At 37.2% G+C, this 22,964-nt stretch carries 24 protein-coding genes; 3 read left to right on the top strand and 21 right to left on the bottom strand.

The annotated features are described in order from the left end of the window. Positions 1–91: 91 nt before the first annotated feature. The 5 genes from A5866_RS01045 to yycF are packed head-to-tail and all read right to left on the bottom strand — an operon-like array spanning position 92 to position 5,677. Entirely contained in the window at positions 92–898 is an 807-nt protein-coding gene (locus A5866_RS01045) for an MBL fold metallo-hydrolase (RefSeq protein WP_086444618.1), read from the bottom strand. 53 nt (positions 899–951) lie between these two features. Continuing rightward, positions 952–1,833, bottom strand: a complete 882-nt coding sequence (locus A5866_RS01040) for a two-component system regulatory protein YycI (RefSeq protein WP_086281598.1) — start codon at positions 1,831–1,833, stop codon at positions 952–954. After that, the gene (locus A5866_RS01035) at positions 1,833–3,140 is read right to left on the bottom strand and encodes a YycH family regulatory protein (RefSeq protein ID WP_086444619.1); all 1,308 of its coding nucleotides are present in this window, start codon (positions 3,138–3,140) and stop codon (positions 1,833–1,835) included. Before A5866_RS01035 ends, A5866_RS01040 begins: the two co-directional genes overlap by 1 nt. Then, on the bottom strand, positions 3,137–4,966 hold the full coding sequence (walK, locus tag A5866_RS01030) for a cell wall metabolism sensor histidine kinase WalK (protein WP_086281600.1): 1,830 nt from the start codon (positions 4,964–4,966) through the stop codon (positions 3,137–3,139). The genes A5866_RS01035 and walK overlap by 4 nt, the downstream gene beginning before the upstream one ends. A 6-nt stretch (positions 4,967–4,972) precedes the next feature. Next, the gene (gene yycF, locus A5866_RS01025) at positions 4,973–5,677 is read right to left on the bottom strand and encodes a response regulator YycF (protein WP_086281602.1); all 705 of its coding nucleotides are present in this window, start codon (positions 5,675–5,677) and stop codon (positions 4,973–4,975) included. Between the two features lie 185 nt (positions 5,678–5,862). On the opposite strand from yycF, the gene A5866_RS01020 reads away from it, so the two are divergent. After that, positions 5,863–6,822, top strand: coding sequence for a S66 family peptidase (locus A5866_RS01020; protein WP_086444620.1), 960 nt, complete (start codon positions 5,863–5,865; stop codon positions 6,820–6,822). Positions 6,823–6,871: 49 nt separating this feature from the next. Here A5866_RS01020 and A5866_RS01015 read toward each other — a convergent pair whose 3' ends face one another. Beyond that, complete coding sequence (locus A5866_RS01015) at positions 6,872–7,237, bottom strand: MerR family transcriptional regulator (RefSeq protein ID WP_086444621.1); 366 nt, start codon at positions 7,235–7,237, stop codon at positions 6,872–6,874. Positions 7,238–7,335: 98 nt separating this feature from the next. Here A5866_RS01015 and A5866_RS01010 point away from each other — a divergent pair, with 98 nt between their 5' ends. Next, complete coding sequence (locus A5866_RS01010; RefSeq protein ID WP_086444622.1) at positions 7,336–8,103, top strand: SDR family NAD(P)-dependent oxidoreductase; 768 nt, start codon at positions 7,336–7,338, stop codon at positions 8,101–8,103. A 58-nt stretch (positions 8,104–8,161) separates the two neighbouring features. Here the strand turns inward: A5866_RS01010 and A5866_RS01005 are convergent, their stop codons facing one another. From A5866_RS01005 to A5866_RS00970, 8 genes are all read right to left on the bottom strand, one after another. Continuing rightward, positions 8,162–8,830 carry an MIP/aquaporin family protein gene (locus A5866_RS01005; RefSeq protein WP_086444623.1) on the bottom strand — a complete coding sequence of 223 codons (669 nt, stop codon included), beginning with the start codon at positions 8,828–8,830 and terminating at the stop codon, positions 8,162–8,164. A gap of 191 nt (positions 8,831–9,021) precedes the next feature. Beyond that, on the bottom strand, positions 9,022–9,879 hold the full coding sequence (locus A5866_RS01000) for a DegV family protein (RefSeq protein WP_086444624.1): 858 nt from the start codon (positions 9,877–9,879) through the stop codon (positions 9,022–9,024). After that, the gene (locus A5866_RS00995) at positions 9,872–10,441 is read right to left on the bottom strand and encodes a DUF1836 domain-containing protein (protein WP_086444625.1); all 570 of its coding nucleotides are present in this window, start codon (positions 10,439–10,441) and stop codon (positions 9,872–9,874) included. The genes A5866_RS01000 and A5866_RS00995 overlap by 8 nt, the downstream gene beginning before the upstream one ends. A gap of 223 nt (positions 10,442–10,664) precedes the next feature. Next, complete coding sequence (locus A5866_RS00990) at positions 10,665–11,300, bottom strand: MarR family winged helix-turn-helix transcriptional regulator (RefSeq protein WP_086444626.1); 636 nt, start codon at positions 11,298–11,300, stop codon at positions 10,665–10,667. 184 nt (positions 11,301–11,484) lie between these two features. Further along, the gene (locus A5866_RS00985) at positions 11,485–12,132 is read right to left on the bottom strand and encodes a TIGR01906 family membrane protein (protein WP_086444627.1); all 648 of its coding nucleotides are present in this window, start codon (positions 12,130–12,132) and stop codon (positions 11,485–11,487) included. A 1-nt stretch (position 12,133) separates the two neighbouring features. Further along, entirely contained in the window at positions 12,134–12,904 is a 771-nt protein-coding gene (locus tag A5866_RS00980; RefSeq protein ID WP_086444628.1) for a TIGR01457 family HAD-type hydrolase, read from the bottom strand. A 6-nt stretch (positions 12,905–12,910) separates the two neighbouring features. After that, positions 12,911–13,570, bottom strand: coding sequence for a YutD family protein (locus A5866_RS00975; RefSeq protein WP_086444629.1), 660 nt, complete (start codon positions 13,568–13,570; stop codon positions 12,911–12,913). 34 nt (positions 13,571–13,604) lie between these two features. After that, positions 13,605–14,984 (bottom strand): bifunctional metallophosphatase/5'-nucleotidase, encoded by a 1,380-nt coding sequence (locus tag A5866_RS00970; RefSeq protein ID WP_086444630.1) that lies wholly within the window; start codon positions 14,982–14,984, stop codon positions 13,605–13,607. A gap of 90 nt (positions 14,985–15,074) precedes the next feature. On the opposite strand from A5866_RS00970, the gene A5866_RS00965 reads away from it, so the two are divergent. Beyond that, positions 15,075–15,533: a methylated-DNA--[protein]-cysteine S-methyltransferase gene (locus A5866_RS00965; RefSeq protein WP_086444631.1), complete on the top strand. Its 459-nt coding sequence runs from the start codon at positions 15,075–15,077 to the stop codon at positions 15,531–15,533. A gap of 166 nt (positions 15,534–15,699) precedes the next feature. Here A5866_RS00965 and A5866_RS00960 read toward each other — a convergent pair whose 3' ends face one another. The 7 genes from A5866_RS00960 to A5866_RS00930 all read right to left on the bottom strand — a co-directional run bounded on the left by A5866_RS00960 (position 15,700) and on the right by A5866_RS00930 (position 22,854). Beyond that, a complete protein-coding gene (locus tag A5866_RS00960) occupies positions 15,700–16,122 on the bottom strand; it encodes an Asp23/Gls24 family envelope stress response protein (protein ID WP_086444632.1) in 423 nt (140 codons plus the stop codon). A gap of 25 nt (positions 16,123–16,147) precedes the next feature. Then, on the bottom strand, positions 16,148–16,381 hold the full coding sequence (locus A5866_RS00955; RefSeq protein WP_086281626.1) for a DUF2273 domain-containing protein: 234 nt from the start codon (positions 16,379–16,381) through the stop codon (positions 16,148–16,150). A 12-nt stretch (positions 16,382–16,393) separates the two neighbouring features. Further along, complete coding sequence (gene amaP, locus A5866_RS00950; RefSeq protein ID WP_086281628.1) at positions 16,394–16,957, bottom strand: alkaline shock response membrane anchor protein AmaP; 564 nt, start codon at positions 16,955–16,957, stop codon at positions 16,394–16,396. 161 nt (positions 16,958–17,118) lie between these two features. Then, positions 17,119–18,300, bottom strand: coding sequence for an AI-2E family transporter (locus tag A5866_RS00945; RefSeq protein WP_086281630.1), 1,182 nt, complete (start codon positions 18,298–18,300; stop codon positions 17,119–17,121). A 242-nt stretch (positions 18,301–18,542) separates the two neighbouring features. Next, positions 18,543–20,231, bottom strand: a complete 1,689-nt coding sequence (locus A5866_RS00940) for a ribonuclease J (protein WP_086281632.1) — start codon at positions 20,229–20,231, stop codon at positions 18,543–18,545. Positions 20,232–20,262: 31 nt separating this feature from the next. Beyond that, on the bottom strand, positions 20,263–21,135 hold the full coding sequence (dapA, locus tag A5866_RS00935; RefSeq protein ID WP_086281635.1) for a 4-hydroxy-tetrahydrodipicolinate synthase: 873 nt from the start codon (positions 21,133–21,135) through the stop codon (positions 20,263–20,265). 663 nt (positions 21,136–21,798) lie between these two features. Continuing rightward, positions 21,799–22,854 (bottom strand): aspartate-semialdehyde dehydrogenase, encoded by a 1,056-nt coding sequence (locus tag A5866_RS00930; RefSeq protein ID WP_086444633.1) that lies wholly within the window; start codon positions 22,852–22,854, stop codon positions 21,799–21,801. Positions 22,855–22,964: the final 110 nt, after the last annotated feature.

Genomic DNA, 22,964 nt, shown 5'->3' with positions numbered 1-22,964 from the left:
TCGAGTTTATTAAAACATCTATAATAACTTTACTAAATAATAGAAAAGGGAAAACAAAATCAAAAAGCGATTTTGTCTTCCCTACCGTGTATCAGATTGCAAACATTTCTGAAGCTGACTCAGGATCAGTATCATAAACATTAAAATCAAAATTCACACCTAGACCCTTTTCAGCTAAAATCGACTCCATTGCCATTCTAGCATGTTCTTTCGTATTGTTTTCTTTACTTAAATGGCCTAAATAAATTCGTTTCGTTTGGTCTCCGATCACTTCAGACATTGTTAAGGCGCCATCATCATTTGATAAATGACCTTTATCACCAAGTATTCGTTGTTTTAAACTCCAAGGATAAGGACCCATCCGTAAGATTTCTAATTCATGATTGCTTTCGATCAAATAAGCATCAGCATCTTTGATCGTCCCACGAATATGATCACTACAGTAACCCGTATCCGTCAACATTACAAATGAACGATTATCTTTATAGAAACGATAAAACTGTGGCGCAGCTGCATCATGAGAAACACCAAAACTTTCAATATCCATGTCGCCAAATGTTAATACTTTCCCCATATCAAAGATATGTTTTTGCTCAAGTGCCACATTACCGATCAATGGATCCATGGCTGCCCATGTTTTTTCATTTGCATAAACATCTAATTTATATTTTCTAGCCAGTACACCAACACCATGAATATGATCCCGATGCTCATGCGTCACTAAAATAGCATCTAAGTCTTCTGGTTTACGATCCACTTCTGCCAATAAGGAAGTGATTTTTTTCCCACTTAGTCCTGCATCTATAAGTAGCTTCTTATTCTCTGTTTCAATAAAAAGGGAATTACCGGTACTGCCGCTGGCAAGAATGCTGATGTTAAATGCTTTTTCTTGACTCATTTTTCTATTCGCTTCCCTTCATTAGTCTACAGCTACCTATTATACAACCATCCTTACTGATTTTCCACCTTTGGGACTATATTATTCGTGATGATCGTATTGCTCATAGCATTTACTTGTTCGATCTGCAAATTACTACCGCTAGCTTTGATTCCGATGAACCAGACTGGTACATAAACATTTTTCTCACGAATTTTATAAATTCTCGTGTAAGCTAACTTCATAAACGTGATCTTAGCATTACTTGGAATCTTGTTATTGATATACAGCGTTTCAATAGCATCACGTTCAGAGGATAAATCAGTCTTATCACGTAATTCCTCGATCCCTTGAATATGGGTTTGAGTATATTTGTAAATTTTGTGGATGTTGTCCGATTCATCTGATTTTTCTAATTTTAATGAAATCTGAGCAGTGTCATCTTTAAATGGAATATTCTTATAACTTTGAGAAACAACTATCTCTGGGAATTCTCCATCTAAATTAGAGAAATCAGACAAATAGCGATACTGGTTTCCAAATAAAACACTGTCCTTATCATTCAAAAACGCTTCTAATGATTTTTCGACATTTTTTTCATCAATAAAGTAACTCGTCTGAGCATAATTCATCTGAGGATAAACAGTCAATGAATTATCCAACAGTTCGATCCCGTTTTTAAAAAAATTACGATCTCTTGTATCACGTTCTTTTTGAATTTCATCGTAGAAATTGGTTTGTTCTCCACTTAGATAATAGCCTTCCTTTTTCTCTCCTGAAAGTGTACCTTTATAGGTAATACCATCTTTACCAAGTCGCTTTTCGATGCTATCCGTTTGATCAGAGAAAGAAACATTGTTTTCTTCCTTTAACCCTTCTTGATAGATACCAAAAAGAAACATATTCAACCCCAAGAAAGCTAAGAAAAAAATCCATTCGATTCGTTTGAAGTCCATTATTCCACCTCCAACTTCGCTAGATATTCCAGTAATTCTCGTTCTGGATACCACTTATCTTCGTAGCGAATATACCATTCTGGAGTCAGATCAACCACTTGGGTTACTTCTTCGATTTTATGCCAAGTATATCCAATCACCATCGAACTGATTTTTGACTGATCGGCGCCGTTGACAGTTAGTTGTTCTAATAAATTTTCAGTACCCTTTAAATCCACTTCTTCTTCTGAAGGAATCGGCACTTGGATCGTATCCACACTTGTTTCGATAACGACACTTGATTTTTCTGCTTGATCGTTACCGATCGTAATGCGAACCTGTCCTTTGTCATTTTCACTGAAAACTGGAAAACCTTCTACAAATGTTCGATAACTGATCTCCGCATTAGTCCGATCAAAATAACGAATATTCCCCATATTTGTTCCAAGTTTTTTGATATACTTGAAACTGTCAGAATAAATATTATCCTGCGCCGTTCGGGCTTCGATATCTCCGTTAAAATGAATCGTGCCGAGTTTTTCATCTGCTGTCAAACGTTCACTGCCGCTTGTATAAGATAAGTCTTGACTATCTTCATTTGTCTGGATATCTTCAGCATTAGAGAAAAAAGCATTGCGAAACTTAGTAACAGGTTGGGAAGCCAAAATATAACTGTATTTTTTCATCTTTAAGTCTTCTGACAAATAATAATGTTTGCCAGAAACTACTTGCTGTTCTGAAATCGGGTTATATTGTACCCCGACTTTATTCATCAAATTTTGAACCTTCTCACTATTAATAGTGATCGGTGCTTCATAAACGTCTTTACGATTAAAATCTAGGAAGCGAATCTTATTTTGAGTTAAGTCCACTTGAATGCAAGTAAAGTAAATTTCATCCACTCCGATATCCGTCAATTTAAGGTCTAAATTATAGACCGAAATATATTCGTTTAACAAAAAAGCTCCTTCATAAAGCAGTTCAAAGCCCTGATCCATTGATAAATAACTTTCAAATTGATCTGAATCCCCACTGACCGTTTGGGTTAGCTTTCCAAAAGAACTATGTTTGATTTCATTTTGAATGTTGGTAATTAAATTTTCACTATTATTCATTTCTGATTTTCCATTTTGCATACGAACCAAACGTAAGGGTAAAAATACATCAGTATCTATTCGTTCATTAATTACGGTTGTAGCAACTTGTGAGTCATTTTTATCTGGTGCTTCTTTTTTCGAAGAGCTGACCCAAATGGTGAATGAAAGATACAAACTGAGCAATACTAAAAAAATTAAACCGATCCTCACAATTTTTTCTGCTATTTTCATTCCCACCAATCCTCCTCATAAGGTTCATAAGGTAAGGATATATAAAAGGTAGATCCTTGACCTTCCTGACTTTCAACCCAAATCGCACCATTATGTGCTTTGACTACTTCTCTTGAAATAGCCAGACCAAGACCAGTTCCACCCTGTTCTCTGGCACGCGCTTTATCCACACGATAAAAACGTTCAAAGACTTTATGGACATCTTTTTTGGGGATACCTAGTCCTTGATCCGTTACGCTAAACACAACATTGTTATGGGTTTCAAGTAAGCGACACGTAATTGCGCCTCCATCTGGCGAATATTTGATAGCATTATTTAAGATATTATCCAAAACTTGGATTATTTTATCTGTATCTAATTCAACCCACAGGTCACGTTTGGTAAATTCACGATGAATCGTGTAATTTTTCTCGTTTGCTTCTACCATCATATCAAAACGGTCTAAAACAAAATTGATCAGCTCATTGAAATTTACATACTCTAGCTGCAACTCACCATTGCCAGAATCCATTCGTGATAAATTCAGTAGATCATTAATCATTCGGATCATACGGTCCGTTTCTTCCAATGTCACTTTTAAGAAATTAGGCGCAATCTCAGGATTTTCCCATGCCCCTTCACTCAATGCTTCAATATAGCTGCGCATACTTGTCAACGGCGTTCGTAGTTCATGAGAAACGTTAGACACAAACTCTCGGCGTTCACGTTCGTTTTTCTCTTGTTCTGTTACATCATGCAGCACACAAACCAATCCAGTAATAAAACCAGACTCTCTACGGATCATCGCAAAATCGACTCGAATGATCATTTGATCTTCTTCCATTGAAGATAACGAACGATCGATCAAGATCTCTTCTGGTTCTTCCAATAATTTTCGCAAAGTGTAGTCTGTTTCTATATCTAATAGTTCTAGCAAAGAAGAACCAATAACATCTTCGTCTTTTACATTTAGTAAAGAAAGTGCCATTTCATTGATCGTAATGACTTTTCCTCGTCTATCTGTTGCGATAACCCCATCCGTCATATGGGCTAACACACTATCTAAACGATTCCGCTCTGCTTCCATCGTTTCTTGCGCTTCTTCGATTCGCTCGGAAAGTTGATTGAAGGTTTCAGCCAATTGTCCCAATTCATCTTTTCCATAGACTTTGACTTTCCCCGTATAGTCACCCTTAGCAATCCGCAAAGCTTGCTCCCTCATTTCACCGATTGGTTGAGTGATTGATCGTGCAATCAATAGTGTAACAATGATTGAAATTGCTCCCGCAATAACGGAAGCTGTAAAAAAGATTCGGGCAGTATCTGTGATTTCCTTATATTTTCCTTCGGTATTACTTTTAACATAAAGAACCCCGAGGACTGTATCGCCAGTCGGGGATTGGATAGGCTGAACATTGATATATACACGTTTATCATTATCCATTGCGGAATATTTTTTTGCACTGAAATCATTCAAGTCACGGTAATCATTTTTCTTTCCAACGATTCCTTGCTGATTCAGATCACTGGTTGCTCTGACGATTCCTTTGTCATCAACAACACGAGCTTCGATCGTATCAGAGGCAGAGAAATCACTCAATATTTTTTTCAGATTCGCATCGATTTCTGTTCGATCACGATCTTTTTCACCTAACTTAGCACTCAAAGTACTTGTTAATTGGGTCACTTGAGAGTCAACATTCTTCTTATAGTCTCTGATTGTTGTTGACTCTAACTCTCGAATAAAATAACCACCGATAATTTGAATCGCAATCAATAACAGTAAAATAAACGATAGCGCAATCTTAAAGTTTACCGATTGAAAAAAGTGAACTTTTTTCTTCATATATCATTACTCCTGTTCAGGGTTTCGTAGATAATACCCAACCCCACGACGTGTTACTAAGTAAGTTGGGTGGCTTGGGCTGTCTTCGATCTTTTCTCTCAAACGACGAACAGTCACATCTACGGTACGAACGTCTCCAAAATAATCATAGCCCCAAACAGTTTGCAATAAATGTTCTCGGGTCATCACTTGTCCGATATGTTTCGCTAAATAATAAAGTAATTCAAACTCACGATGTGTCAGTTCAATTTTACCACCACGTTTTGAGACCATATAAGCATCTGGATGGATCGTTAAATCGCCAATCGTTAATTCTGATTGTGTCGTTGATTCTGCTTCTTTAGCACTAGATGCGCCACGACGTAAATTAGCTTTCACACGGGCTACTAGTTCACGATTTGAAAATGGTTTTGTTACGTAGTCATCCGCACCTAGCTCTAATCCTAACACTTTATCGATTTCAGAATCTTTAGCAGTCACCATAATAATGGGCATATCATAGGTCTTACGCACTTCTCTAGCAACTTCCAAACCGTCCATTTTCGGTAGCATCAAATCAAGAATGATTAAATCTGGTTCCACTTCCTTAACCTTCTCAACAGCTTCTTCACCATCATACGCTGTAAAAACTTCGTATCCTTCTTTTGTAAGATTGTATTTCACTATTTCTGAAATCGGCTTTTCATCATCTACAACTAATATTTTTTTCATATAAGAGACACCTCTTTTTTCTTTCATCATTAGATTCGTTAATCATATTCTCTCCCATTATACCTTATTTTGTCCACTGTTTCATCTTTGACATAAAGAGACCTTGCTCTTTCTCATCTATATCTTGCAAAAACACTGAGTTTCTGACTATAATTGAGTATAAGATGTTTAAAGGAAGCGATAAAATGAAACCACCACGATTACAAGCTGGCGATGAGATTCGAGTCATTGCTCCATCTAGCAGTTTTTCACATTTAACTGACTTTGGTATTCAAGCAGCCACGGAAAAATTAAATGCCTTGGGCTTTACGGTAACCTTTTCTGAACACACAACCGAACGAGACTCTCTTGGTTCATCTTCGATCATGAGTCGGGTAAAAGACCTCCATGAAGCATTTTCAGATGATAACGTCAAAGGAATACTTACAGCGATCGGCGGATTCAATAGTAATGAATTACTGCCGTATTTGGATTTTGAATTAATCAAACGTCATCCAAAAGTTTTTTGTGGGTATAGCGACATCACAGCCTTATGTAATGCGATTACTACTAAAACCAAGCTGTTGACTTATGTAGGCCCTCATTTTTCCAGTTTTCAAATGGAGGAACTTCAGCCTTATCAGACGTTAGCTTTTTTACAGGCAACGGCTACAGAAGATGCCTTTGAATTATCCGCTTCTAAAACCTGGAGTCAAGACGAATGGTATCTAGCTGAACCACAACGGGTCTTACATGCCAATGAATGGAAAATTTATAGTCACTCAAAGCCTGTCACTGGGACTTGCTATGGTGGTAATCTTGGTACGTTCCAATTACTTTTTGGAACACGCTTCTTGCCTGAACTTGAACGTTCAATTTTATTTATCGAAAGTGCTGAGGAAGATGACTATCATGATTTTGCTCGTGGTTTAGCCGCTTTACTTCAAGTTGTCAAACATCCGCAAGCGCTACTCATTGGCCGTTTTCCTCAAGAAACTGAAATGACGGAAGAACGTCTTTTGACCATTTTGGCAAAGTATCCGCTATTACGAGAAATACCTGTAATTTACGATATGAATTTTGGTCATACACAACCGATTTTTACAATTCCAATTGGAGATAACGCTACAGTTGATACGAAACAGCAAAAAATCACCTTTTTTTAAATGAAAAGCCCCAATGATGCTTTCACTAGACGTGTTGTGCACATTGGGGTTAGTTAGTATACTCTTTTTCCATTTGATCATATAAGGCAAGTTTATCATCTAATAATTGTAGGTGACTTTTTGTTTTTTCAAATTCAGCTAGAATTTTTACTCGATGGTTTAATAGTAATTCTTTTCGCTCAGAAATCGTTGAATCACCGATTTTTCTTAACTCAGTGTATTTTTTGATTTCTCTTAACTCAATTCCTGTATTTTTTAATTTTATCACAAAACTTGCCCACTCAATATCTTGATCACCATACATCCGATAATTATGCTGATCTCTAGATGGTTCGATCAGTCCTTCCTTTTCATAATACCTTAATGTATATTCACTTATGCCAATTTTTTTTGAAAATTCACTGATTGTATACATTTTTTCACTCCTTATTTAGTTTATGCTTGCTATAGAGCCTACTCTAATCCTTATACTTTGATTGTACCACCAAAATAAATTATTAGGAGGAAAAATTTATGAAGTATACAGTGATCACAGGAGCTAGTTCTGGAATAGGTTTGGAAGCGGCAAAAGCGTTTAGCAAACTAGGCAAGAATTTGATTTTGATTGCTCGAAGAAAAGAGCGGCTTGATCAATTAAAACAAGCAATTGTATCAGAATTTCCTGATTTAGAGGTCATAGTCAAAGTAGCAGATTTATCACAAAGAGAATCTGTTCTGACCTTATATGCTGATTTAAAAAAGTATGTTATCGAGACTTGGATCAATAATGCCGGCTTAGGTTATTATCATACCGTAGCAAAGCAAGATTTAGATAAAGTAGGCCAAATGTTACAGCTGAACGTTGAAGCATTGACGTTACTTTCTACGCTATATGTTACAGACTACGAAAATGTAGAAAATACCCAATTGATTAATCTTTCATCTGCTGGCGGGTATAAAAATGTTCCGAATGCTGTCACTTATTGCGCAACTAAATTTTATGTCAGTGCTTTTACCGAAGGACTTGCTTTAGAGTTACAAGCAAAAGGCGCTCCTTTGAAAGTGAAAGTCTTAGCACCAGCAGCGACAGAAACTGAATTCGCACAAATAGCAAATGGTTCGCAGTCTTATGACTACACTGAAGCTTTTTCAACCTTCCATACCGCAAAAGAGATGGCTCAATTTCTGATTGAACTTTATCTTAGTCCCAAAGTAGTTGGTCATGTTGATAGAGATACCTTTACCTTCACTTTATCTGACCCTTTATTCGATCATTACCAAACAGGCATGAAAAATATGTAAAAGCTAAAAAAACACTTACCTGACAATTTTTTTATCAGGCAAGTGTTTTTAGACTACTTTAGTCTTCAGTATCAAGTAAGTATTTGCCGACTAAAGCTGCAAGTAGACCACCAATTAGCGGAGCTACAATAAATACCCAAACTTGAGATAATGCTTCACCGCCAACAAAAATCGCTGGTGCTAAACTTCTGGCTGGGTTAACAGATGTACCAGTTAGTGGAATACCAACTAAGTGAATCATTGTTAACGTCAAACCAATGACAATGCCTGCAAGGTTCGCATTGCCTTTTTTAGCACTCGTTACAGTCATGATAACTAAAACAAAAATAAAGGTTAAAATAATTTCTACCATTAAAGCACCAAAAGCACTTAAGTCACCAAAAGCATTTTGGCCTAAGTTTGTTGTCTCTTTGCCAGAAGCGTTTAAAACTGTTAACAAAGCAAATGACGCGATCAAACCACCAACGATTTGTCCCACGATATAATAAAGTAAGTCCATTGTTGAAATTCGTTTATTGACCCACATTCCTAATGAAACTGCTGGATTCAAATGCGCACCTGAAATTGTACCAATGCTGTAAGCTGCTGCAATGATCGTCAAACCGAAAGCTAAAGCAATCCCCGTCGTACCGATCCCCTCAATCCCGCCACCTAAAACTGCGGTTGCTGTACCAAAGAAAACTAAGATAAATGTTCCAAGACATTCTGCAATTGCTTTTTCATAGATTTCCCTCCCTTCACTTTATTCTAAACAGATTATCACATTCATGAAAATTTTCGTGATAATTTCAACTAAAATTGAGAGAAAGTTTAATGAGTAATATTTCAATTTGATTGATGAACATAATGATAAGAGGTAAATAAAAAAACTACCAACAAAAAGCATTTATTAAACACTCCTTTGTTGGTATTGATTTTTTAATCTAAAAGCTGGATACCGATTCCTAATAGTCCTGGTCCAGTATGAACGACTAAGGCAGGACTAATCGTTCCAAAATAAATTTTTTCTGCCTGAGGGAAGTTTGCTTTCAACTTTTCATAAAAAGCTTCCGCTTCTTCTACAGCTTGTCCTTGCGCTACCGCCAATACAAACTTCTGATGCTCTCCAATAAACGCCTTGATTAATTCAAAGGTTTTATCTAGACTCTTCTTTCTACCACGCGCTTTCGCTACAGTGTGATAGACACCGTCACTATTACACGAGATGATTGGATTTAGTTTTAACGCATTTCCTAAAATTGAAGCCACTAATCCAATTCGTCCACCTTTTTGTAAATATTCTAATGTTGCTACATTAAAAAAGACTTTGGCTTTTTTTACGTCATTTGTTAATTTCGTTTTAAGCTCATCCCATGAATGACCTGCTTCAATCAATTTTGCTGCTTCGATTGCCTGGAGGCCACTACCGATCCCAATATTTTTTGTATCTAAAACAAAGGTATCTAACCCCTCAAAATCTTCTGCAATCAAACGTACCACGTTAAATGTTCCACTCAATCCACTAGAAATCGTAACAGCCAGTAAATTTTCATAACCATCTGCTTTAATTTTTTCAAAAATCTTAGTAATCGTTTCGCCATCTGGTAAAGAAGTGCTTGGAATTTCAATCGGTAAACGTTCGTATACTTCTTCTGGTGTAATATCTACCTTATCCGTATAAATACGATCTTTATAGATAATTTGTAACGGAATCATATACATGCCATATTGTTCCACTAATTCTTGTGGTACATCTGTTCCTGAGTCTACTAATAGAGCAATTTTTTCTTTATTCATTCGATTGTTCCTCATCTTCTTTTAAGTTTTTTTGAGCTAACTCAATTACCTTTTCAGTGAATAACTTCGTTGCAAATGACAATGTTGCACCTTTTACAATCAAAAATTCTACAGGTATCTGCTGATCAAATGCTGCCACAGATTCATTCCCTAAAGCTTGTGCAACCACAACAGCAATCGCTGCTTCTTGTTCTTCACAAAATAAATTATACGCTTCTCGGATTCCAACAGCTGCACCTTGATAAAGGATGCCCTGCTTGATTTCTGGGATTGTCAGTACTTGTTTTAATAACGTGATTGCAATTAAAAATGCTAAGTGTTTTTGATTATAGCGTTTTTTATTAGGCGCTGGAATCAAGCCCAGCTTGACATAATTATTGACCATTGATGAAGTCAACAATGTATGTTTTTCTTTTAAAATAACTGGAGATAAGTATCGCTCTACAAGTGTGATGACTTGATCCATATATAGTTCTAATTCAGGTAGTTCATGCCATCTTGGCAAGTGGACGTCTACTAACTCTTCTCCCCAAACTCGTAAAGAGGATTTTATTTCATTCACAAGACCCCTCCTTCTACTTACTAAAACAGTTTAACATTTTTTTCAAAAACATTCAATCTAGTTATCGAAACTAGATAAAAAATTAAAAAATGTGAGACAAAAGGATCAATCACTTTTGTCTCACATCCGAATTACAAACATCTAGCTGGATCACAAGTGCCATTCTCAACGCTTAGAAGTAAACACTTCTGTCCTAGCTTATGCTGATTTTTATCGCTATTTATTAAAAATCACTAAACCCATCATCTTCCTCATCAGTTGCTTCTTTTGATGGGTCAAACCCAAATTTTCCATTTTTAGGAAAACCAGGTCCACCAAACATCTCCCGTGGATCAAAGTCACGTCCCATTTTTCCATTATTAAAACCGTGTCGTGGACCACCATGTCTACCGCGACCGTGCATATGGTGTCCTTTAAAACCACGTTCTTCTTCTGGTATCTCAGATTCCAAGGCATCAAGTAGTTTACTTATGATGATTTTAAACGATTCTTGTTCTGACTCAGTCAATACATCAAAGATCGTCGCTTCTTCTTGATCGTTATTATCAGCTGCTGCCATACCAGCCTCAGTTAAACGAATCACCATTACACGGCGATCGCTTTCAAGTGGTTCTCGGCTAATGTACCCATTTTTTTCTAATTTAGCTAGCAATTCACCTAACGATTGAGGACGCATATCCAACAAATAAGACAATTCTTTTTGGGTTGTTTCAGGTTTGAGTTTTAGCAAGCTTAAAACTCTGCCTTGTCCTCGATGAGGATTTCCAAAAGGTCCATGTTCTCTACGACGTTTCATAAAATATCTTTGCATCATCCCTTGTAACCTTAGAAACTGTTCCATCAATGATTGTTCTTCCATAATCGATTCCTCCATTAAAAAAATATAAATCAGGTACCTGTTCCATATTATAAAGGCACCTGCTTAAAATGTCAATAATTTAATTTTTCACTTTATTATGCAGTAAAAGAATATTACAAAGCTACCTACATAAAAAAGCTAGAAGCAAACTTTACAGTCTACTTCTAGCAACTTAATCCAGTAATTATATTTTTTTTAATTCTCGTTTCCCAAAAAGGATACCAATCAAGAAACATAATTCTAGTAAAACAAAAAAGAGAATAAAGCAATGCATAAAAAATGTTTCTGGCAATACATTGATGATTGGATCCGTCACAGGATCAAATAACCAATCATCATTATTGAAAAACACACCATGAAAGGCCACAAAAAATTGATCAAAACCAAAGGCCATGATCGTTCCAAAAATCACAGGAATGATCATTCCCCATTGAAATGGACGAATCAAGCGCCACACTCGTTTATCCTTGATCAAACGCTTAATAAAGAAGCCACTGGGAATTATCGTAACAATCAGTACGCCATAACAGAGTAAAAAAAGTCTTTTGACTTCATAAAAATGAAAGGCACCACTTTTTGATACAGGAAAATCTGATAATTGCAGTGTGTGATTGAATGGATTGTTTAGATAGGACATTAATTCCCCATAATTTTTTAACAAGTCTGCTTTATCAAGTGAAACATAATCTAAAATATTTAGTACGTCGATATCGATCATATACAATGGTCGAAAATTAATGGTTAACGTAATACTCAAAGAGATGATCGTCAAAATCAAACAGACAATTCCAGCGCGCTCACGCCAAACCCAGCTTTGCTCTTTCCTTTTCATCTCAAAAAATCCATTCATCTAGCGAATCGACAACATAGGTTGGCTGTTCAGGTAAACTAGGAACTGCTGATTTTGCTGTAAAGCCGGATAAAACTAATAAACTATCAATCCCATTTTGAAGGCCCGATTGAATATCCGTTTCATAGTTATCACCAACCATTACTACCTGTTCTTTGTCTAGTTGCATCACTTTCAAGGCTTCATTCATAATAATTGCATTTGGTTTTCCAATCATGATTGGATCCGTTTGTGTTGCTGTTTGAACTAATGAAATAAATGAGCCGGCACCAGGTAATAAGCCACGCTCAGTTGGAATGCTTTTATCAGGATTTGTACCGATAAACGTCGCACCATTTCTGATACACAAGGCCGCCGTTGCAAATTTTTCATAATTAATATCGGTATCCAAACCAACTACCACATAATCTGGTGTCTCTTCATCCCAAACAAAACCAGCCGATAATATCAAATCGACTAATCCAGATTCCCCAATCACGTAAACACGGTTGCCTTTTCCTTGCTCTTTCATATAGTCGATCGTTGCAAGACTAGCAGTATAGACTGTTTTAGCTGAAACATGAATATCAAACTCTTGCGCTAATCGCTCGGAAACCGCTTCTGGTGTTTTAGTCGTATTGTTGGTCACAAAAAGAAATGGTAACGCTAATTCCTGTAGACACTCAACAAAGCGTTTACCTGCTGGAATTACTTCTTTTCCTAGATAAATCGTACCATCTAAATCAATTAAATACCCTTGGTAATGTTTTTCCACAAATGATTACTCCTCACGTTGGCGAATAGTAAATGAGCGACCTTTAGCAGCCTCACTTTTTGGCTTACCAATAACTGCTTTTTGGGGTTCATTTTCTTTACGGTTTTTTATCACCGGTTTGGTTTTATTGTTAACTGGAACTCGTTTTTCTTCAGTATGAGCTTGATTTTGGTGGATTGGCTTTTTATTTGGTTTCTTACGGCGAGTTTGTTGTTTTTCTCGTTTGCCACCTACTCGTTCAATCACAAAATAAGCACAACCAAAATTACAATATTCATATAAATAATCTTCTAATGTATCGATTCTTTGCTCAGGTGCAGCCTTCCGATTTGACTCATTAAAGAAACCTTTTAAGCGAAGCTGGTCATATCCCCAATCACCGACAATATAATCATATCTGGAAAGAACATCACTAAAACGCTCGCCCAAACGCTCGCCGTCAAAAGCTTCACGATGATTTTTCACCAAAAGGTATTGGCGTTCACCGATTGTTACATGAACTTCGTCTACCAGTGTGACAACTTCACCTTTTTTCTTTTCTTTGACTGGTTCTTCTTTTATCTCTTCAAGAACAGCTGTGATTTCTTCTGTTAACGTTGCTGTTGGTTCTTCTTTATGTTTAGCTGGTTTCGCTGATTTGTATGGTTTATTTACTTTTTCTGTCATTTTTTCACCGCCTAAAGTTTATTATACCTTGTTTTTATTGGATTGGGTAGTGCGTGTTCAAGTAGTTCCCTAAAACCGTTCTGAGGAATTCTGGGAAAATAAACTCCACCTTGCCCGCAAGCTCGATCGTTGGGAAAAACGGAATAAACATGAAGTGATCGACTGTTGTGAAAGTGTATTCACCTAGCGGCTCGATTGGTCGATTTTGCCACAGCACTTGTTGCTTTTGCAACTCATACGTTATGCCATCATAGTAAAGCTCTCCAAAAACTTTACCGCGAAAACCCATTCCAGTAATCGGAAACATTCTTAGATAATTGCGATTTTTTTCCATCTCTCGGATCATTCGAAGCAATTCTGTCCCAGATAAAGTCACCCGAATCAAATGCATTGGATGAGGCAGACTTTCATGAAGTTGGTCTGCATCCACGATTCCTTTTGGAATATCAGATAAAAATAGGCCATTGTTTAAAATTGCAGCTTCTGTCTGGCCTTTTTCTTTTATTGCTTTTAAGGTCGTTACAATCAACGGTTGTTCAGCATTCAAATCAACCAGCAATGGTTGTTTTATTTCAGCAATTTTTTGTGCTTTCAACAGTTGATGTCCTAAAGCCAAGTAGTCATCACCTTCTCGTTGGTCTTCTGATGCTAGTGGGAAATCACTAGTCGGGATTGCTTTGGCTTCACTATGAATAATCCTACCATTTTCAATGCTTAAATGAACCTCTCCAATATAATAGCCAAATTTACCAGCAGCAGAAAGTTGTGTACGATTGATTTTTTCCCCATGTTTAAATAAATGATGCGTATGTGACCCTAGTAATACATTGACTTCGGGAAATTGATTGGCGATTTTAATATCTTCGTCAATCCCCAAATGACTCATTAAAACAAGCACGTCACATTGGGGCTGAACGTCTCTGATCAATGCTGGTAAGGTCTCTTTCGTAGATCGGATATCCCAGCCATTTGGTCTATAGGTTAAAGGAAATGGCGCTGTTAATGCAATCAAACCAATCTTTGTATGACACTTAGTTTCTATAATTTTATAAGGGCTTGCCCAGTCAGGTGCTTGACCGGTTTTTAAATCGAACAAGTTTCCTAATAATACATCAAAATGCCGATGATCATATAAATGATTCAGCTGCTCTTTAGAATTCCCTACGCCTTCATTATTGCCGATTGTAGCGGCATCATAACCGATCTCATTCATCAATTCTACATTTGCTTGACCATCAGTAGCTTCTGTCAACGGATGCCAACGATCGACAAAATCGCCTAAATCCACAGTCAAAACTGTTTTACCTGCCAGCTCATATTGTGCTTTTTGAGAGCGTAAATATCTTCTGATTTTAGGCCAATTTTCTAAGTGTGAATGTAAATCATTCGTGTGAAAGATGACGATTTCTTCCATTCTATCGCCCCCAAATTCTATATATAAAAATATAGTACCACACTTCCAGATGAAGTATAATAAAGTAACCACACAATAAAGGAGAAAATAATGAAACTTAATGTTCCTTTTGGCTCTATTTGGTTAGATGCCGACCATGAAGGTCTAACTACTATCTCTTTTTCTGAACTAAAACAGCATCAAACCAATCAATTTACAGAACACGCTGCTAAAGAGCTGAAAGAATATTTTGCTGGTCAACGCACTTGTTTTACTGTCCCTTTATCCATTCACGGCGGCACTAAATTTCAGAGAAATGTTTGGAAAGCTCTTTATCAAATTCCTTATGGTGAGACCCGTAGCTATTTAGATATTGCTCAAGCTGTTGATTCGCCAAAAGCTGTTCGAGCAATTGGTCAGGCAAATAGTAAAAATCCGATTCCGATCATCGTTCCTTGTCATCGAGTAATCGGCAAAAACGGAAAATTGACTGGCTATTCAGGTAGTTCTGAACAAGCTAGGCTTGATATCAAACGTTTTTTACTCCATGTAGAAAATGTCTCTATTTAAAAAGTCCACGTAATAGGGCCATAACTCATAGAGTTATGGCCCTATTACGTAGAATCCGAATAAACAGTGGAAACAAAAAAATCACTAACTACATTTCAAAGATTTCCGTCCCAACCTCATTGATTTTGTTGTTGTCTCATTAGAATGCACAAATTAAAAAAATCGACTAGTTGTCTTTCTTATTTTCTTCACTATCTTTACCACGATATTTTTCCAAATATTGCTCTTTTGTCATAACGTCATCGACATTCATGTTAAATTCTACTAGCTCTAAGCCCGTCATATGTTTGATCGCTTCTTTGACTTTTTCAACAGTAACATCAAAAACTTCTGAGATCGCTACATCATATTTACAGATCACGGATACGTCGACAGCCACTTGTTTGGTACCGACTTCAACACCGATCCCTTTAGTCACATCTTCATTGTCTCTAAAACGATCAGCAAAATCAGTAAAAAGATTACCGCTCAAGCCCAAAATACCATCGCTATCAGATATTACCACACCTACGATTTTTTTGATGACTACATCATCAAATGTCAACTTTGTTTTTAAAGCACTTGAATTATTTTGTACTGCTTCTGTCATTTGCGTTCACTCCTTAACCTTATTTTTAAATTCCGATCATAGACCTGACTGAATCTATCAAGGAATAAATATCTAAATCTTCATCCCGCATTTTTCCGATAATATAGCCGATTGCTGCAAAAATCAACAAGACAAGTGTCTTACCAAAACCAATCCACAGCAAAATCAATGCGAGTAAGAAAAATACCGTCGTCCAAATTATCCGAAAACGATAAGGTCTCAGTTCGTTCATCCAATAATCTTTTTTCTCTTGATTCATGGCTTGTCCCTCCTAAATCACCCGTGATTGTTTTTTACCAAATGCCCCTGTTTCTATTGGATCTTTTTCTCTTAATTGAACAGTTACTCGGCTATCAATCGATTCCAGTGCAGCTGACAATGATTGTTGTAATTGTTCCTTGATTTCTTCTGCCAACGGACGAGAGCGTTCTTTGCTTCTAACATCGACTCTGACGTTGACAGCAACTTTTTGTTTGCCTTTGATTTTAACAGTCAACTTCGTTTTATCTGGGTGAATAATCGTACTATAGGTATCTTCTACGATTTGGATTACTGTACTTTTCGGAATGTCGATTCGATCTTTACCAGATTTCACTACTAAATGCTTTCTTCGTCCTGATACGGAAAAAACAATGATCAGACTAAGAAGCAAAAGTCCCCCTAAAATGAGTAAAATACCTTCAAAAAGAGACTTACCCAAAGGATAGCTGTATAAAAGCGAGTCTACTTGATCGGTCAACCAAGGAATGTCGATCAGCTGACTGAGTACCCCTAATGTTCCAATAAACAATAGCACGATGATCAGCATAAAAATAGTCTTCAGTAATCGTTTCATATACTTCCCTCCTTATGTACATATTATTTTCCTGTTGATTAAATTGTAACGCCTAAAAAAAAGTATTACAAAAGATACGATTTAAAAAAAGAGCACCAGCATGTGGATACCCGTTCAGCATATACTGGCTGAATGATTCCCACTCACTTGCGCTCTTTTAACTATTCATCAAGATATTCTTCTTTTGAAAATTCAGTATCTTCATATTCACCGCTATCACCATAAAATTGATTATAGCGTTGCTTGAATTTACGGAATATATAAGTAACCAACACTTTAGCGATCGCATAAAGTGGAATACCAAAAATAAGGCCGAACATCCCTAATAAATCTCCCATCACTAACAATACGATCACAATCGTTAATGGATGAACAACTAGCTTTTTCCCCATCACTTGAGGTGAAATCAAATGACCGTTCAACATTTGAACAATCATCCAAACGATCGTCATTTTGATAAACATCCCGAAAGAAACCATCAAAGCAACGATTGCCGCCGGAATAAAGGCAATCACTGGCCCAATATAGGGAATCACAGCCGTCACACCAACAATGATCGACAACGTTCCAGAATACGGAACCTTGATCAGCCAGAAACCAATAAACGTTAAAATACCAATCGAAATTGAAACAAGAATCTGACCTTTTAAATAAGCACCAACCTGACTGCTCATGGTTGCTCCGATTTCTTTGGCATCATTTCTAAAACGGGGCGGTAAAATCTTCAAAACAAAGGTGAAAAATTTTTGATCATCTTTTAATAGGAAAAAAGTAATAATGGGTGCGGTCACCATCACTAAAGCAAAACCTGTTAACGTAGAAAATACGGTAGATGCCCCTTCCACTGCCTTACTAAAGTAACTACCAATTCCATCAGACACATTGTCAAACCATTTTTGGATGCTATCTAAAGCATTGGCTAACGGTTTTTCTAATGCAGAGTTATGGAAAAAATCCGTGACCATCTTGTTTAGGTCATTCATATACTGCGGAAAACTTTTGACTAATCCATCAACTTGTTTTTGCAAAATCGGAACGACCAGAATGATTCCTACGACGATCAATGTAATCAATACAATAAAGATCGCCGAAACGCCATAAACACGTTTTACTTTATGTTTTTCTAGCCAATTGACCACTGGATTAAATAAATAATATAAAATCAATGCTAAAATCGTTGGACCAATAATCGTTTTAAATATCACACCAATCGGCCCGAAAATAAAACCAACTTGATGAAAAATAAAAATCACTGCACCAAGTAATAACAAGGCAACTAACGTGAATAATAAATTTTTACCACCAAGAAATTTGATCCAACGTGTTTCTTGTTTCTTCTCCATGAACTTCCCTCCTTATTTTACAATGGTAACAACGTTCCGCTTCACTTCAGCTTGTACTTTTCAACATCAGTTCATTTCTTTCACTGTGTTTCAAAGCAAAAGCTGAAAGAGTTAGTCTGCTAAGCTAGATAACTTCATCACTTCATTGTAACTAAAAAATCAGTATCTGTAAAAAATTAGTCATCTTTCTGCTTAAACAAATAAATCACTCAGTCATAATAGCTAACTGAGTGATCGATTGATTAATTTGCTGCTTTACGTCCTTTGCGTTGTGTTGCTTCCATAATAACTGGAAGGATCACAGGGCGGCGTTTTGTTTGTTCAAACAAGTAACGGCTCAATTGCTCGCGGATATCTTGTTTTAATTTGCTCCATTCAAAATCGCTACTTTCAAGATGTTTTTCAACGATCTCTGTCACGATACTACTACTTTCTTTCATCAAGTCCTTGCTTGTTTTAACATAAACAAAGCCTCTTGAAGTGATTTTAGCAGGTGAAACAATGCGTTTTTCACGACGATTGATCGTAACGACTGCTACAAAAATACCATCTTCAGATAGGATTCTACGATCACGAAGGACAATATTTCCTATATCCCCCACACCAATACCATCGATCATGATATTATCAGCCGTTGTACTCCCAGCAACATTCATTTTTTGTTTACTGTATTCAAGAATATCTCCTCGTCCAGTAATAAAAATGTTTTTGTATGGAATACCTAGCTCATGGGCTAGATCAGCGTGAGCAGCTAATTGACGATACTCACCTTGAATCGGCACAAAATATTTAGGTTTCATCAAATTCAACATCAGCTGTAAGTCATTGGGACTTGCATGACCTGAAACACGCATATTATCAGAAATCTGTTTAACTACACCACCTGCGCGGTAAACGATGTCTTCTGTTTTAGCAACAGCTGTTTCCATCGCAGTGGTCGGCGTTGTTGTAATGTATACCAAATCGCCTTCTTTGATTTTGATCACACGATGTGTTCCATTTGCCATTTTTTGTAGTGACTTGATTGGTTCACCCATTGTTCCAGTTTCTAAAATCACCAGCTGATCTGCTTGATATTTTTTCATATCTTTTACATTAATAATCAAATCTTCACTTGGTAATTTTAGTTTATCCAATTTGATTGCTGTATTAATAATACGTTGGAAGTCTTGACCTGTTAAAACAATTTTACGATTAGAACGATGTGCGGCATCTAAAACTTGTTGCACACGTTGAAGATTGCTTGCTACACAAGCCACAATAATGCGGCCTTCCCAGTAACGAATCGTATCAAAAACTTCGTCTGCAATCTGTAATTCAGAAACTACTTGAGCCGGATTTTCAGCATTAGATGAGTCACTTAGTAATGCTAAAACCCCTTCTCTGCCAATCTCTGCCAGACGACCAAAATCCGTTTCATACATTGGGATCGCACTTTGATCAAACTTGAAATCCCCTGTATAAACAATATTGCCTTCTTTGGTCTTTAAATTGATTCCGATTGAATCCGGAATCGTGTGTGTTGTGCGGAAAAAACTGATCGTAGCATGTTCAAAGTCGATTTCTGTATGGGCATCGACTACGTGGAAATCATTGAAATCTTTTGAATCTGCATGATCTCCTACGTTTAATTTTGCTAACTCGATCGTTAATGCCGTACCAAATACTGGTACATGAACTTTCGATAAAAGATACGGTAATGCTCCGATTGCATCGGCATGACCATGTGTTAAGAAAATACCTGCAACACGGTCAATATTTTCCACCAAATACGTAAAATCGGGAATTACCACATCAATCCCTAATAGCTCATTTTCTGGATATTTTAATCCACAATCCAGTACAAAAATTTCATCTTCCACTTCTGCGATGTACATATTTTTACCATTTTCACGAACGCCGCCTAATGGAACGATTTTTATTGTACTCACTCATTTCACCTCTCTATATTCTCATACTGAATCAAAGATCCAGTATGCTTAAAATTTTCGCCTTTTCTTCAGAAGTACATGGTACAAGAGGTAAACGTAAATCGCCAACGGAAATGCCCATTTGGTTTAACACTGCTTTTACAGGTGCTGGAGATGGTACTGAGAACAAGGCATTCATTTTAGGTAGTAACTGACGCTGAATGCTTGCAGCCTTTTTGATTTCTCCGTGATCTAGCGCCTGGAACATATCGTACATTTCAGTACCAAATACATGGCTAGCTACTGAAATTACCCCTTGTCCGCCTATTGCTTTTATTGAAAAAGCTAAGGAGTCTTCTCCAGTATACACTAAAAAGTCTTTTGGCGCCTTTTCTACCAACTCAGTTAACGCATCTAAACCAAAACATTCTTTGATTGCAATGATATTATCCAATTCAGCTAAACGTAAAGTTGTCGCTACATCAAGACTTGCAACTGTTCTTCCTGGAACGTTATACAATATGATTGGCAAATCACTTGCTTCAGCAATCGCTTTAAAATGCTGATACAACCCTTCTTGATTCGGTTTGTTATAGTAAGGAACAACCGCCAAACCAGCATCGATTCCTCTAATCGCAGAGATTTCCTGCACAAATTCAACAGAATCCCGAGTATCATTGGTTCCCACACCACAGATGATCGGTACTCGTCCATCAACCAAACGAATCACTTCATTGAATAACTCAATCTCTTCATCATGCGTTAACGTTGGTGACTCTCCGGTCGTACCAGCTAAAATAATTCCTTCTGTATGATGATCAAGCAAATGGTCTACTAATTGAGGCAGCTTAGCAAAATCAATTGCGCCACTTTCATCAAAAGGGGTGACCATTGCTGTAATTATCGTTGCATTTTCTAAATTCATACTTACTTACCTCCTAATTTAAAAGCGGAACAAATCACTTAATCCTGTAGAAAATTAGGAAATTGGCATTGAAACGTTCTTTGTTTCACTGACAATTTATCTATTTTCCTAAGGATTGATTTGTGCAGCCAGATGACATTAAAAGCTGAAAGAGCTCGCTCAGCCTTGACAGGAAAATAGGAAAATATGTTTGTGACGCTTTCTATCACAGGCAGATTTTATCTTTTTCCCGAAAGGCTAGCTCTTGAAGCTAGATAATATTAAAAGCGTAGCGGGCTCGTTCAGCTCTGACAGGAAAATAGGAAAATATGTTTGTGACGCTTTCTGTCACAGGCAGATTTTATCTTTTTCCCGAAAAGCTAGCTCTTGAAGCTAGATAATATTAAAAGCGTAGCGGGCTCGTTCAGCTCTGACAGAAAAATAGGAAAATATGTTTGTGGCGCTTTTTGCCACAGGCAGATTTTATCTTTTTTCCGAAGAGCTAGCCCGTGTAGCTAGATATGGTAACAACGTTCCGCTTCGCTTCACCTTGTACTTTTCAACAACTTAACATCAGAAGGAAGCAACGTTCCTTCCAGTCACCTTGTATCATTCAACATCAACTCAGCTCTTCGTTGTGTTTCTTGACATGTTTCAAAGCAACAACATACCAACTGTTACCCTCTACACTCTAACCAAATCCATCTCATGCAAAGTCTCAGCAATTTGAACTGAATTCCAAGCCGCACCTTTTAACAAGTTATCTGAAACGACCCACATATGATAGCCCTTATCGATATCAATATCTTGACGAATTCGACCTACAAAGGTTTCTTTACGATCGATACTTGTTAAGGCTTGTGGATAGAGCTGTTGACTTGGATCATCTTGTAAAACAGCCCCTGGCGCATTGGCAATCAATTCTTTGATTTTGCTCACATCAGAGCCAGCTTCTTTGACTTCAATATAGATTGATTCAGAATGACCTGATAAAACAGGAATCCGCACGCATGTCGCAACGACCTTAATACTATCGTCTTCCATGATTTTTTTCGTTTCATTGATCATTTTCCACTCTTCATACGTGTAATCAGCCTCTGCAAAAACATCGATCTGAGGTAACGCATTGAATGCGATCGGATAGTGCTTCTTGTCACCACCGCTAGGTAATATCTCAGCCTTTAGCTGTTCAGCTGGTGTTCCATCGATATAGGCTAACGCTTGTGATTTTAGCTCTTCCATTGCATTGATCCCTGCTCCACTAACAGCTTGGTAAGTTGAAACAATCAAACGATCCAATCCATAGGCTTGACGAATTGGTTCAAGCGCCACCATCATCTGGATCGTTGAGCAATTTGGATTAGCGATAATTCCTTTATGACGCTTTAGCGCTTGTGGATTAACCTCTGGTACCACTAAAGGAACTTCCGGATCCATTCTGTAATGACTTGTGTTGTCGACAACAACTGCTCCCCGTTTAACAGCTTCTGGCGCATACTGTTTTGAAATACTGCCACCGGCACTAAATAAAGCAAGATCCACACCCGTAAATGATTCAGGTACTAACTCTTCGATTACAAGGGTCTCGCCCTTAAACGTTACTTCTTTTCCCGCTGAACGTTTTGAAGCTAAAAGTTTCACCTGATTCAATGGTAATGAGCTTTCTTCCAACATTTCGATCATTTTAGTGCCTACTGCACCAGTTGCGCCTACCACGGCAACATTATACATTTTTTTCATACTTATTAATCTCCTCTCAAATTCCTGAAGAAAGTTGCTTTTTCTATTTTACCACAATATTGGCGTTTACTACATAGGAAGTAAAAGGATTTTGCTTTATTTTCAGGAAA

Origin of the sequence: Enterococcus sp. 12C11_DIV0727 (assembly GCF_002148425.2) — a bacterium.
Classification (GTDB): Bacteria; Bacillota; Bacilli; order Lactobacillales; family Enterococcaceae; genus Enterococcus_L; species Enterococcus_L lemimoniae.
This window is presented reverse-complemented; position numbering and strand designations above follow the sequence as displayed.